Raw genomic sequence first — 14,894 nt, 5'->3', positions numbered from 1 at the left:
CAGCTTATAGCCAGTTCCCTACCAGGACAAACGGACTCCAGAAGTAGGGAGAGGCTAACTCTGGATCTTGCATCAAGGTTAACTGTGCCTGTCTAAAGGCTTCTGCCTTAGTCACTCCTGGCTGTGCCAACGCCTGGTAAAACTCACCCATAAAGGCAGCGGCAGCTTGATCATTAATGGCCCATAGTCCGGCTAAGGTACTGCGTACCCCAGAACGAATGGCTGTACCAGCAATCCCTAAGACAGCTCGACTATCGCCGGATGCTGTTTTACAAGCACTAAAGACCAATAGCTCTACCGGGGATAGGTCACTACTATTTCGTGCCCGTAGCACATGGCTCATTTCCTCCATGGTGAGTTTTCCTTCCCAAGTCAAGATAAATGTGTCGTCAGCTGTTGCCCCAAATTCTCCATGGGTAGCCAAATGCACCACATTGGCTGGGGCTGTTTTGAGGCTGTTCAGCAAATTAGGCTGAGTTAGGGTCTGATTGAGTAAGACTTGATTATTTGGAATTTGCGCCGTGACGTCCTGGACCTCTTCTGGGACAAAGGGTAGAGCGGGGAAGCCAGAGCGAGCCTCACTGAGTCCACCCACCAACATGTTTAGGCCCTGCTGTGGCAAAGGCTGTGGGTCTAATAGACTTAAGCCTGGAGAAAGAACAACATTATACTTTTCAATCAGATAGTGTTCTCCATCATGGAGAGTTGTCAGTGGTAATGTGCGTAAAACGCCATCTGCCACAAATACGAGGTTTTCAATATTTTGTTGTTCTAAATCGGCTTCTGCTGGACGGATTATCCAATCGTAGACTTGCTGTAGCTGTTGAGTAGTGCTAGTTCGTCTCGCTCGAATAGGCGAGGTCAACGATCCGAGCAGTTGTTGAATGGTTGTTTCTACTTCGTGAGAAGAAACGGGCTGACTGTAATGCGTTAGATTACCGCCAACGCTAATAATAACGTCAAGGCGCTCCTCCAACAGAATTGGATAAATAACGGCCGCCGCTGGGTCAATTTCGTCAGCAAAGGTAGACGATCCCTGCACACAGGCGTCTTGGAAATAGTCATTAATTTCAGCGACCTGTAGTGCCTCAATCAGTGCTCTGGCCTTCCTTAGATCGTTTTCTTGGGGAGAATGGCTGGTGTTGTCTGACAATAAGAGTTTGACAAATTCCCGATAAATCGGTTCTACATCATCTCGAAAAGTAAATTGAACATCATCGCTGGTGGCGATCAGGTCTTTGCGTAAAATTTCTAGTGCATCAATGGCGGCCCCATAGGCATCGATGGCTTGGGCACGTTTACCTTGAGTTTTGTGCAACCGACCTAGCTGCAGAGCAACAGGATATATCACTTCTGGGAGTTGAAGGGTTTGGGCCTGACGGAATGCTTTTTGTGTCAAGGCTTCGGCTTGTTGCCACTGTTGTTGTTGACGATAAATTTCTCCCTGATAACCCAGGGTATAAGCTTCCGCAATTGGATCTTGCAGGATCTGAGACTGTTGAGCAAGCTGATCGAGCAGAGACAAGAGATGAGCCGGTACCGGCTCAAGGCTAGAGTTCAAGACGGTGTGAACCAGGTTTAATTGGGCATACATGGCCTCATGGCTCGTGGGCAGCTGAGATTGCTGGATTGTGGGTTTGAGATTGGCCCAAAGACGCTGGGCAGCTGCGGGGTCTTGATTGGCCTGCAATCGAAGCTGGCTAATACTGGCTTGAAAACGACTGAGTGCAGTGGGTGCGATCGCAAATGCCTGTTGATAATAGGCAAGGGCTTGATCAGCCTGGGTAGCATGTCCCAGATTAAGTAAGATCCGACTCGTTAACCCTGGCTGATTGAGTTGTTGGGCGATGGCCATCGCAGTTTCCAGGGTGGATTTTGCCTGGGATAGTTCGCCACTGATGCGTAGGCTATTGCCCCATGTCAACAGTAGGATTGCTTTTTCAGATGATGGGGGCTCGTTCTCTAACGATGCCCAAATGTCTTGTAGCTGAGCTTGAGCCTGACGGTACAACCCTCTTGATTGCAGTACTTGAACCTGATTCAGCTGAGCCTGCTGGTATCCTGAACGATCACCAATATGGTCATAGATGGCGGCGGCCTGTTGCCAGTCGGTGATGGCCATTTGTGTATTTCCCTGACCCAGGTTGAGGCTGGCACGGGCATTCAAAACCTGAGCCAGCAGTTGGGGGGTAACCACATCAGGGGTGAGGAGCTGCTGACTGGCCACGATGGCGGCATTTGCCCGCTGCCAATCCCCTAGCTGAGCATAGGCCAGGGAAAGATTACTGAGGATCGCTGCATAGGTTAAAGGATCATTGCCTGAGCTGACTTGGATTGCCGCCTGTTGCCATTGATGAATCGCCTGTACATAGTCCGCCTGATGGTAGGCACGGGCGGCTTGTTGCAGCAGATGATGCAGACTATTGGCGGGCTCGACAACATTTTCATGGGGGTTCCCAAACTTCACTTCTTTGGGCTGGGGTGTTTGTGAAATGACGGGTATCTGACGAACGCCTAGGTCAGATAGTAGATAAAAGCTGGTGGCCAGACTGGCGGGTGTTGTGGGTAAACCGCCACGGCCAGTGACAACAAATTGGGCTTGACCCTGTTGATCAATAGCGCAGGCATTGGCAATTTGATTACTGGCGTCGGTCAGATTAGTGGGCAGCTGGGTTAAGCCTCTAGCTGGATCAAGATTGGGGGAATTAATGGAGACTTCACCATCTAAGCCAAACTGGGAAGAGGCGGAAATATCGAGCACCTCTGTACCTAGCAAGGCAATGGTAACAATGTTGATATTACCGCCGTTACCCTGAAACGCTTCAGCCGTAATCCGGTTTTGACCTTCCCGCAGCGCAACAATAAATTGGGCGTTGATGTCGATATTTCCGCCATCTCCCCCGGCAGCCGCTGTACCAGCTGTGGCATTAATTTCACTGCGATCGGCCAGGATCAGGGCATCTTCTGCTTGAATGCTGATGTTGCCGCCGTCGGTACTGGCGGTGGTGGCACTAATGTCCGATTGATTTCGCAGAGAGAGCAAATCGGCATCAACGGAGATATCGCCTCCTTGCCCTGCGCCCTGGCTATTAACGGTAATGCTGCCATTACTCAATCGGGCGGTGTTAGCCGTTACATTAATGTTACCGCCGCGACCGGTGGATGTGGATGTGGTGTTGGCTGCGATCGCACCCCCATTCAGTCTCAAAGTATCGCTGACATTGACGTCAATCGAGCCCGCATTGCCAATTCCTTCAGTATTTGTCTGAATGGTTGCCCCGTTCGTAATGTTGGCCGTATCGACATTCACCCTGATATCCCCCGCATCCCCCGGACTACTAAAGCCAGACGTCCCCGTATTGGGAAGAGGCAATGTACCAAAGGTGGAGGCAGAGATCTCTACATCATCGGTCAGCGTCAGCTGCTGTGTTTCAATCTCAATATCTCCAGCATCCCCTACGCCCCTAGATTCAACGGCCAATCTTCCGGGACCGGCAATGGTAATCGCTTCTGGCGCAAATACCTGTAAACTTCCCCCCTGTCCCTGTCCAGATGTCGAGGCAGAAATGTTGGCACCAGGTGCTAGAAGAATACTTAACTCAGGATCTAACACAGCAGCCCCCTGTCCAAAGTTTGTATCAAACGGCTGTAGAGTCAATGTACCAGCCGGTGTCTGCCCTTCTGTTTCAGCAAAAACTCCCACTTCACCTGCCAAATCCATGCTAGAGGCATTTAGGGTGATACTGCCGCTGCCCTCAATACCCGTCGCTGTGGCGGTTGCTGTGGCCGTAATCCGAGCATTGTCTGCCAGAGTTAATTGGGGTGCATTGAGCAAAATATTCCCCGCACTGCCCTGGGCATCGGTCACTGCTGACAAAAATGTGTTGTCCCCTGTAACCAAAATCTCTGTATCTGAATTAATCGAAATATCCCCAGCGGCACCTGAACTCACCGTATTGCTAGAAATCTGAGTCTCGTCTTGAATCGTGATCAATCCTGGACTGGTAATGCGTACATCCCCTGCATCGCGGATGCCCTGGGCACTACTGATAATGCTGCTATTACCCAAGGTTAGATCGCCATTGCCAATAATATCGACATCTCCCGATTCTCCAATCCCATCAATTTCAATAATCAGCGGTGGACCAGAACCAATATTCACGGAGACTGTGGCACTGGTGATGAGATCAACATTATCTAACAGCAGATTACCAGTGCCATTCACTAACAAGTTTCCTGCCTGACCTTGGGAAGAAACCGTCAAAATATCTAAACCTGAAATCAAATCCTGAGCCGACAGGATGACCTGGCCCCCACTACCGCTCCCTGCCGCATTTTCAGAAATGGAAAATGAACGTAGGGAGAGCGCCTCACCAGTTAGCACATTGGTGCCTAAAATATTACCTTGTTCTGTAATCAGAGAGATATCTCCCCCATTACCTGATGCTCCTGCTTCTGAGAACGAGAAGGTGGATATCGGAACATTCAGATCGATCTCACCACTGTTGGAGAATATAGACAGATCGCCTCCATCGCCTCCAACTGCATCATCACTGTCGGCAGCATTGAGAGATGCGAACGTACTTATAGAATCAGTAACGGTAATATCTCCAGAGTTGGACGATAGCGTAATACTTCCTCCATCGCCTCCCTGGGTACTTCCGGTTGAAGAAGATGTACTGGCAAACGTCCGCAGAACCTGAGTTGTAATGTCGCCAACATCGTTAGTAATTGAGATATTTCCCCCATCTCCCCCCACAATTGTTGGGGCTGTTTGAGCAGAAGAAGACGTATTTGAACTGGTTTCTAAGCCGGATGTGACAAGGATATCTCCAGTTCTATTTGTAATTGAAATATCACCACCGCGACCTCCCATTAATGTCCCCGTTGATGAGCTTTGTGATGTAGACGTATTAATAGTTTGGAGATTGATAGTACCTGCCTCGCTAGCAATTTCAACCTGCCCTCCAGTACCGGCAATCAAATTCTCCGTATTTCCACTTATGATTGTCGTGGCTTGCAAAGACCTGCTAGAGATATTGCCAGTCACGGTTGAGAGCAGAATGTCTCCCCCTGTCCCTCCAGAAACTACAGCACTAGAAGAATTACTATTACTGGTTGTGGAATTTAAAGATACGCCTCCTACATCAATATTGCCGGAGTCTGTGAAAACAGTAAGGTTGCCTCCAGAGCCACCTGAAACATTATCTCCTGATATATCTGACGTTGACGTAATGCTTCCAAGGGTTACATCACCGGAGAGGGTGGCAACAGAAAAATCACCTCCGCTGCCGTCCGTTGCATTATCCCCACTGGATCTTGTTCTTGCATTAGCAGTTGAGATATCGATATTGCCGGAAGTGGTTGTAATGGCAATATCGCCACCGTTTCCAGCGATGAGATCATCTGAAGCATTGGCGCGAGAAATGGTTAATATGGACGGGATTTGGATGTTACCAGAGGTGGTGGACAGGGTGATATCTCCCCCCTCCCCCGCTGTCAGGTTACCCCCTGTGGAATTGGTATCCGTGGTTAACGTGCCGGTTAAAATATCACCTGAGGTGGTTGACAAGGCAATATCGCCTCCCGATCCTGCAATGGCATTGTCACCACCAGAAAATGTTTCTGCAGAGACATCTAAATCACCTGTTAGGAGATTTCCTTGACTTGAGATGGAAATATCTCCCCCATCTCCTCCGACCGCAATATCGGCAAATCCAGCTAATGTCCGAGCCTCAGTATTTAAATCACCTATTGTAACGTCGCGTTGACTTGAGATGGAAATATCTCCCCCATCTCCTCCGACGACAGCATCTTCGGCGGATCCACGGAATGTCACAGCCCCAGTCGTTAAATCACCTATTGTAACGTCGCGTTGACTTGAGATGGAAATATCTCCCCCGCCGCCACTGGCAGAGGTGTCAATATTGGCTAATGACAACAGCCCACCTTCAATAACAACGGCTCCGCCTTGCCCCCCTGCTCCATTACTAGAGGTGATGATCTCATCGCTAGAGATAGCTCCTGTTCGCGTTGAGAGCCTAACGTCTCCCCCCGTTCCTCCAGCACTGTTAGAGGAACTACTCCTGACCCTGGAATCTGACGATAGGGGTCCAATATCAAGGTTACCGGAATCTGAGGAAATGGTAATGTTACCGCCAAAGCCACTTGTAACGTTATCGCCATATACCTGTGATATTGCAGTTATACTACCAAGGGTCACATCGCCAGAGATAGTTGACACTGAAAGATCACCCCCGCCTCCACCTGTTATATTATTGCCAGTGGCGAGGAGTCTTGAAACAATACTTGAGATATCAACATTCCCAGAGGTTGTTGTAATGGTAATGTCGCCACGCTCGCCAATATCAATGATATCCCCAGAAGCAAAGTCATTGGAAAAGGTGCCCAGGGATGAGACTTGAATATCTCCAGATGTAGATGACAGGGTGATATCTCCACTATCTGCACCGGTTAAGGTGTTGCCAGACATGCCCTGGGCGTATGTGTCTAATCGGTTCGCAGAAATCGTGCCCAGGGCGGTTGACAGGGTAATATTTCCTCCCCTGCCCTCAACAACATTGTCAGCATTACTAGAAAACGTGGTGGCTCCTGTGGTTAAGTCGCCTGTAAGGATGCTACCCTGAGCTGAAATCTCAATATTTCCACTATCTCCACCAAACACATTGTCAGTACCCCCAAATGTCTGCATAGAGGTATTGCCATTTCCAATGGCAACGTTCCCCTGACCCGCAATCGTAATATTTCCACTATCTCCACCAACTACATCGCCTATCCCGCCAAATGTCTGGGCAACGGTGTTGAAATCATTGATGGAGATATTGCCTTGACTTGCGATCGCAATATCTCCACCACCACCATTGGCAGATGTATTAATATTGGTCAATGACAATGCTCCACCGGCATCAATCACCACTGAGCCGCCTTGGCCCTCGGCACCCACTCCAGAAGTTGTAATATCATTGGCTAAAATATCTCCCGTCGATCTAAGCTCTAACGCACCACCGTTACCTTCAGTCAAAATAGCAAACAACAATTGTGTGCCAGCCACTTCCCCCCAGGGGGCAACATCTCCAGCTTTAAACAGCTCGCCAGAGTCTCCGCCAACATTATCAACAATATCTAAAATCCAAACCCCGTCGGCTACGTTTCCGGCAAACAGATCTAAGTCTTCGTTGGGCCTAAGGGTGCCAATAAACGGTGCCGTTCCATCATTAATAGAACCGGGTGCATCATCATCGAAAAGCGTATCTTGAAAATTATCACCGTTACCCCCCACTCTATCAAAGAGGATCAGTGAGTCATCATCAGGACTTGTTAGCGTTACCGTTAAATCTGCATCAAAGGTGTGGGCAGCAGAAAATCGAACATCCAGATCATCTACAGTGCCGACTCCGTCAGGAACAGTAAAGCTAAACTGGGCAGACCCCGATGTACCTGTGGCTGGAATTGGGCCTCCGGCATCAACATCCACCGTTATCTCTTCAGATAAGGTGGATGTGTCGATGTTGCCGAGCAAAAAATTGGCTCCAGAGATAGTCAAATCTCTACCATTGGTTGCTAAAGTATCTTGTAAATCCAGCATCACCACATCCCCAATGCCATCTCCATTAGCATCGGCAATAAAGGCGATGCGACCCGTTCCATTGGAAAAACGCAGTTGGTTATCCGCTAGATCTTCAACCGTAATGCCATCGGTTGCTTGCAAAATAACATCGGTATCCCCAGACAGACCTTCCAGCTCAGATTCAAAAATCGTGCTGGGACTGACATCATTAATCGCGCTTAGGGGAGCACTCAAGACCTGTCCTGCCAACCCAGAGGCATTCCCTGCAAAGCTATCTGTTCCGTCTGCTGCACTATCGGCTGTACCGTTGGCAATGGTAATCGTAGTGGGGTCTAGCAACAAAATGCCCGTTTGACCAAAGGGTGCGGTTGTATCGACAGCGCCACGAAAGATTAAATGGCCGCCACTGGACACTTCTACAAACCCGCCATTAGAGAACTGTACTGGGTTATTAGCGCCACGAGCCGTAATATCGCCATAAAAACCCGTCACCTGATCGGACCAGATGGCAACCGTACCACCGTTACCAGATTGCAGGGCATTGGCAATAATGCGAGTGTTAGGACCAATAAATGTGCGTTGAGCATTGAGTTCTGGATTCGCACCTTGTAAGAGCCCACCAATTAAAACGGTGCCCCCTCCGTTGCTCTCCGAGACATCAATCAGCGCGCTATCCAGTATCCCTACTGTTTCACCAAATAGCCCTACCGTGCCACCAGGAACCATGAGATCACCTGTGTGGGTAATGTTGCGTCCTTGCAACGTGAGCGTTTGTCCGGTTGATACTGCCAGACTACCGGCATTGGTAATATCCCCCTGACCCAGCTGAACTCCTGGGGTAACACTTAAGGTCAGCAAAGGCGGCGCTTGAGGATTGGTCGCACTAAATTCGACATCATCACCAAAGGTAAATGCCTCTGCCGTACTAGCTGTAAAGGAGCCAGGAATATCTAGACTGGCACTGGGTCCAAAGATAATGCCGTTAGGATTCAGTAAAAAGAGATTGGCACTGCCCAGAACCCCTAACGTGCCGTCAATACTAGAGGTGTTTTGTCCAGTGATTCGTGAGAAAATGTTACTGATATCCAGTGGATTGGCAAAGTAAACTGCCTGACCAGGGGCAATGTTAAATTCTTGAAAGCTATGGAAAAGATTATCGCTACGGATCGTGCCCCCCTCGATTAAATCCGATGGCAAGCCTCTCACATTAACGTTGGGCTGAATCTGGGTATTTGTAGTGGCATCAGGAATCAGTTGAGCTAATGCTGGCCTTGTTGGTAAGAGACTACAAAAGCTAAGAATTAACAACTGTTTCAATTTTTCTGAGTGTTGCTGATCCTTGATATGGGTTGATTTCTGGGAGCTTGACATGTTGCTATTCTGGTTTTCAGATGCACCTCTAAAGTCAATCATGACCTTTTGTAAGGTGAGCACTGTGCTCAATATTTTCCAACCAAGGAGTTTACTGAAGTTACCCTTTATAGTGCGTGACTTGCCCATCATTGTGAGAATTGGTTCAATGTGATTTTGCCTATGGACACCCTGAGGAATTCGAAACTCGATGATATTGTATCGAAATGTATAAGGTATATAAGGAACCCTTCATAAAAACTCATTCTCTTACATACATCAGAGGTAAAAGCACCTGAAATACAAGGAGATGCGTCAATCCGATCGGGTAAGGAAGAACATAACTAATTCCTCTCCAGGACCCATTGAAGCTTTACTATGGCAGTTGACTTGACCCGGCCATAATGGAGTCAAGTTTAGAAACGGCTAGGACCAGTGATGAACTTCACAGCTGTCCGGAGAAAACGGTGATCTGAGCAATCTGGCGTCATGATTGCAGTCACTCATCCCTCTAATTACTTAATAAACCTGAACTTTTACCTGAACTTTTACCTGAATAAACCTCAACTTATCGGTATTTTTTCTGCTCTCACTATTCGGCATATTGGGGATGTGAGTTATCAGAGTTTGTATTTTACTTTAGCAATTTTGGTGAGTAGAGTGCACATCTTTCACCATGGCGTTGTTCTTGAAATCAATGAAAACCTAACGATGGCCAGCCAGGAAACCGAAAAATGCTTAAAGACGATCTAAATACTTTATCTACGAGTTCTACTGTTCAGCTACCCGATGGACAGAGTGATAGTCTCATATTCCCTATTGTTGAAAGTCAGAGGGAAATTGAGGGTGACAAACAATGCTTAAATGAAAGACGATTAGATAATGTGTCTATGGAGCAGTGGATAGCTGTTGCGAATATTCAATCTGGAACATTGCAACCGCGTCAGTATTTTGATGAGTCGGAAATCGATAGCCTGGCCAAGAATTTTAGAGAGAATGGCTTTAAGGGGATACTCAATGTTAGACCGTTAGATACTGAGCGATATGAGCTGATTGCAGGGGAACGTCGTTGGCGAGCTGCTAAAAAAGCAGGGATTAAAAAAGTTCTCTGTTTGGTAAATCAGTTTAGTGATGAAGAGGCGTTACAGTTTTCGCTGATTGAGAACATTAAACGAGTTGATCTCAGCAAATTAGAGGAAACTATGGCCATCTTGCGATTGATCGAGATGCGTTATGGACTCAGTCAAGCTCAAGCCTCTAAAATTATACGAACAGAAGGGCATCCGGATAAACGTTCCCGGTGTGACGTTGCACCAAGCCAAGAATTGCAAAATATTGAAGCAGTGCTGCGGTCCTTTGATATTGAACTACAAACGTTTCGAACCCGAAACTTGCGTAGTCTTTTCCTACCGAATGAACTGATTCAAGCTCACCTGAAGGGACAAATCTCGTGGTCAATTGCTTTAGAGATGCATAAGCTTAAGGATACAACAGTGCGTCAGGCATTGCTGGAGGAGATCTTAAACCGAGAGTCTACATCATTTCGGTGGGTGCAGCAGAGGGTGAAAGCATTAAGAGCAGAAGTATCTGAACCGATTAAACAAGCTTCAGTCTCTCTTGGTCATCAACTAAAAGTTGTCGCTCAACAGATAAATAAGGTTGAACAACAGCTCAATCAAGATCAACGACATCAGCTTGAGACTATTCTACAGACATTAGATGATTTTTTAAAGAATGCTGGTGAATAGTTTTAAGGCGTGCAATAAGGATGTTTAAGATACTTTGATAGATGCCTGATTTGAAGGTCAAATGCTGTCAATGCTATTGATTGTAGTGCTCAATCTCTTGTCAACTTGATGGTTAGTAACTATTTTAAGTTGTCTATTAGTGAAGTAACTTGAGTGATGCAGATTTGTATGCTGAGCATGTATCTCTCTTAGAGCCTTTGTTGAGTAAATTATTATTTGGATATGGAATAGGGCAATGCCATTCATCAGATGCCAAATCTGAGGAGAGACTTAGGGTAAAAAACGTACTTAGGTAGAGACTCTCTTATAAGAGGCTGGCTGTCAAGGAATAGCCAGCCTTTTTCACTGAGGAAAGACTGTATTATGTTCTTGTAATGGTCTGACTCAAATTGCGTCTAGTTTCTTTTTGGACGGTTACCTTTGATGGCTACCTACTAATCAATTGCTAAGTGTGATTTGTGTTAACCCCATAGATTGACACAAATCACACATGTTTATAACACCTGAATAAATCTGAACTTTTATCTGAACAAACCTGAACATTTCAGGATGTTTTCTGCTAGAAGTTTTCGCGATAGTGAGGTCATTGACGTAAGTAAGATAGGTTCAAACAACGTTGCAATGATCTAGCCACGGGACTGCATCAGAAAAGATTACTCACTTATTTTTTAACTGCTTTAGGAGACTAAGTAAATGTCTGACGGAGTTTTTAACCCAGAAGTCAATGGCGTTGTCCTCACCGGAGATGGTGGCAATAACGTCTTGAATGGTACCAACTTAAACGATCAACTGTTTGGTCTGGGTGGTAATGATCGCCTCAAAGGGATGGCCGGGGCCGATTTACTGGAAGGTGGAATTGGTAATGACTGGCTTTCCGGTGGTAGAGGAACCGATAAATTAGAGGGCGGTGTTGGTAATGATGTATTGCTAGGTGGTAAAGGCCACGACTGGCTCTTTGGCGGTGAGGGTGCGGATTCACTTTGGGGGGATGGTGGCAATGACAATCTCAGCGGCGGTGATGGTAATGACTTACTGCTTGGTGGTTCAGGTAACGATCTTCTGGATGGTGGATTAGGTAACGACGTTATCCATCTTGGTAAAGGCTCAGATATTGTTTTGCTAGCTCCTGGCAATGGATTTGACGTACTAACAGACTTTAAGGATGGACAAGATAAAATTCAGTTAGAGGGCGGTCTCACCTTTGAGGATTTGGATATCCGCAAACACGGTAAATTCAGTTCAGAGATTCGCATTGATAAACCAGGCGACCCGAATGATGGTGAGAGATTGGCAAAACTTGTAGGAATTCGTCCTAATAAGTTAACTGAGGATGACTTTATCTTTGATGACGGCGGCTCTAATAGTGCACCAACCATTACGAGTTCAGCCACGGCTAGTGTTCCCGAGAATCAGACCAGTGCGATAGATGTGGAGACATCGGATGATAACGATTCCGAAGGATCTGGCTTGACCTATAGCCTGAGTGGAGGAGCAGACCAAGCCTTGTTCTCGATTGATGCCAACAGTGGTGTTGTTACCTTTACCAATGCGCCAGATTTTGAAGCGCCTGTTGATGCCAATGGCAACAATGACTATGAGCTTCAGGTTACGGTTACAGATTCCTCTGGTTTGACCGATACGCAAGACCTGGTCATTAGTGTGACGGATGTAGCTGAGAATGCAGCACCCACCATCACGAGTTCAGCCACGGCTAGTGTTCCCGAGAATCAGACCGGTGCGATAGATGTGGAGACATCGGATGATAACGATTCCGAAGGATCTGGCTTGACCTATAGCCTGAGTGGAGGAGCAGACCAATCCTTGTTCTCCATTGATGCTAACAGTGGTGTTGTTACCTTTACCAATGCGCCGGACTTTGAAGCGCCTGTTGATGCCAATGACAACAATGACTATGAGCTTCAGGTTACGGTTACAGATTCTTCTGGTTTAACCGATACGCAAGACCTGGTCATTAGTGTGACGGATGTAGCTGAGAATGCAGCACCGACAATTACGAGTTCAGCCACGGCTAGCGTTCCCGAGAATCAGACCAGTGCGATAGATGTGGAGACATCGGATGATAATGATTCCGAAGGATCTGGCTTGACCTATAGCCTGAGTGGTGGAGCAGACCAAGCCTTGTTCTCGATTGATGCCAACAGTGGTGTTGTTACCTTTACCAATGCGCCAGATTTTGAAGCGCCTGTTGATGCCAATGGCAACAATGACTATGAGCTTCAGGTTACGGTTACAGATTCTTCTGGTTTGACCGATACGCAAGACCTGGTCATTAGTGTGACGGATGTAGCTGAGAATGCAGCACCCACCATCACGAGTTCGGCGACTGCAAGCGTTGAGGAGGAACAGACGAGTGCAATTGATGTCAATGCGACCGATGATAATGACTCTGAAGGCTCAGGCTTGACCTATAGCCTCACAGGTGGTGCCGATCAAGCCCTGTTCTCCATTGATGCTGATACTGGTGTAGTCACGTTCAATGCAGCACCTGATTTTGAGAATCCTGGAGATGCTGGTGGCAATAACGTCTACGACATTCAGGTCGCCGCAACTGACTCGGGTGGTTTAACGGATGTTCAAGACATTGCTATCACGGTTACCGATGTGGTTGAAAATGTGGATCCTGTTGCCCAGAATCAGTCCTATTCCACCTTTGGTAATACGGTGCTAGAGGTTGCCGGTGCAGATATTCCTGGTAATGAGGTGGCCTCTGTAACCAGTGCAACTAGCCTGCTTACCGGTGCGACAGATGCCAACGGTGATACATTGTCTGTTCTTGAGGAGACGAAGACTACTACGGAGGGTGGAAGCGTTACCATTAATGCCGATGGTAGTTTCTTCTATACTCCTGAGGCAGGCGATGCCAGCGTTGCCGATACCTTCACGTTTACTGTCTTAGATGGCAATGGCGGTAGCAGCACGGCAACGGCGACGATTAATGTGAGTAGCGATCGCATCTGGTATGTTGACGATGATGCAGCAGCTGGCGGCGATGGCACGTCAGGGAACCCGTTCAATAGCCTAGTTCCCATTAACACTGGCGGTAGCAGCGACGGCCTTGATGGTGCTGGCGATACCATCTACGTCCTGGATGGCTCCTATGGTAGCGGCATTACTCTGGAGAATGGTCAGTCCCTATTGGGTCAAACAACCGATTTAGTGGTTGGTGGCACCACTCTGATCTCTGGGGCTAACGCCAATCGACCGACAATCACCGGTGATATTGGCCTGGCGTCGAGTAATACGGTGCAGGGGATTGACGTTGACGGCGATATTACTGGCTCCAATGTCGGTAGCCTGACCCTTGAGGATGTGGTCTTTAGTAACAACGGAAGTAATCTTGCGATTACAAACAACACGGCTGGTGCCACACTCAACATCCTGAATAACACCCTGACTCCAGTCAATCCAACAGGAACAAACCTGACCCGGTTCTTGATTGACAACAATGCTAACAATGCCATTGTTAATATCACCGGCAATACGATTGATCGTGGCACCTCAAGTGGTGCCGATGTGCTGCGGCTTGAAAATAGTGGCGATGGTGTGACGGCGACGATCAGTAACAACGACATTGATGCCGATACTGGCACGCTAGGGGCCGGTTCAGGCATTGAGGTCATAAACTTTGCAGGTGTTCTCGATGTCTTAGTCGACAACAACACCGTTGATGGTACCGGTAACTTCCATATTCTGATTGACTCAGAGAATAACGGTACCATTAATGCCACGGTGACTAACAATAGTGTGCCGTCAGCAATAGCACCGAGTATTGCCAACAATGCTAGTTTGGCGTTGAATGCGGAGGACAATGCCACGTTAAATATCAGTGTGACTGGCAACAACATGCAGAGTGACAATGGCACCACCGGCACTGGTAATCTCCCGTTTGAAGCAGACATCTTCTTCATTGATAGTGGTGCAAATGCCGTCGTAAATGTTGCCCAAGCCCTGGCCGATATTTCCGGATTAAATAATGGTGATTCGGTGGGGCAATTTGGCAATAACGTCAACTTTGGTGTATCTTTTTAGGTCGCTCTAAATCAGCTGTATTATCTGACCTGATCAGCATGGGTTAGATAATCTCTGGGCAGCTAACAAGAAACCGTCGCTGGTCTAAACCAGCGACGGTTTCTTACTAAGATTCACGTCGTCGTGCTCACGTGCCTCACTTCAAAGGGCGCATGACG

Annotated in this window: 3 protein-coding genes; 2 read left to right on the top strand and 1 reads right to left on the bottom strand. The window is 47.5% G+C overall.

Features of this window, described 5'->3' with window-relative positions:
- Positions 1-4 precede the first annotated feature (4 nt).
- On the bottom strand, positions 5-8,959 hold the full coding sequence (locus tag U2F10_RS33625) for a CHAT domain-containing protein (RefSeq protein WP_499874561.1): 8,955 nt from the start codon (positions 8,957-8,959) through the stop codon (positions 5-7).
- Between the two features lie 713 nt (positions 8,960-9,672).
- Between U2F10_RS33625 and U2F10_RS33620 the strand changes: the two genes are divergently transcribed.
- Both U2F10_RS33620 and U2F10_RS33615 read left to right on the top strand, forming a co-directional pair.
- Positions 9,673-10,686, top strand: coding sequence for a ParB/RepB/Spo0J family partition protein (locus U2F10_RS33620; RefSeq protein WP_499874559.1), 1,014 nt, complete (start codon positions 9,673-9,675; stop codon positions 10,684-10,686).
- A gap of 693 nt (positions 10,687-11,379) precedes the next feature.
- On the top strand, positions 11,380-14,736 hold the full coding sequence (locus tag U2F10_RS33615; RefSeq protein WP_499874557.1) for a cadherin domain-containing protein: 3,357 nt from the start codon (positions 11,380-11,382) through the stop codon (positions 14,734-14,736).
- The last annotated feature ends 158 nt before the right edge of the window (positions 14,737-14,894 follow it).

The sequence above is a fragment of the Leptothoe sp. EHU-05/26/07-4 genome (assembly GCF_043421015.1).
Taxonomy (GTDB): domain Bacteria; phylum Cyanobacteriota; class Cyanobacteriia; order Phormidesmidales; family Phormidesmidaceae; genus Leptothoe; species Leptothoe turfae.
The sequence above is the reverse complement of the archived record's forward strand: the minus strand, read 5'-3'. Positions and strand labels throughout refer to the sequence as shown.

Coding starts and splice junctions, on each gene's coding strand:
- U2F10_RS33625 (WP_499874561.1), bottom strand. CDS start 8,959: ATGTCAAGCTCCCAGAAATCAACCCATATCAAGGATCAGCAACACTCA.
- U2F10_RS33620 (WP_499874559.1), top strand. CDS start 9,673: ATGCTTAAAGACGATCTAAATACTTTATCTACGAGTTCTACTGTTCAG.
- U2F10_RS33615 (WP_499874557.1), top strand. CDS start 11,380: ATGTCTGACGGAGTTTTTAACCCAGAAGTCAATGGCGTTGTCCTCACC.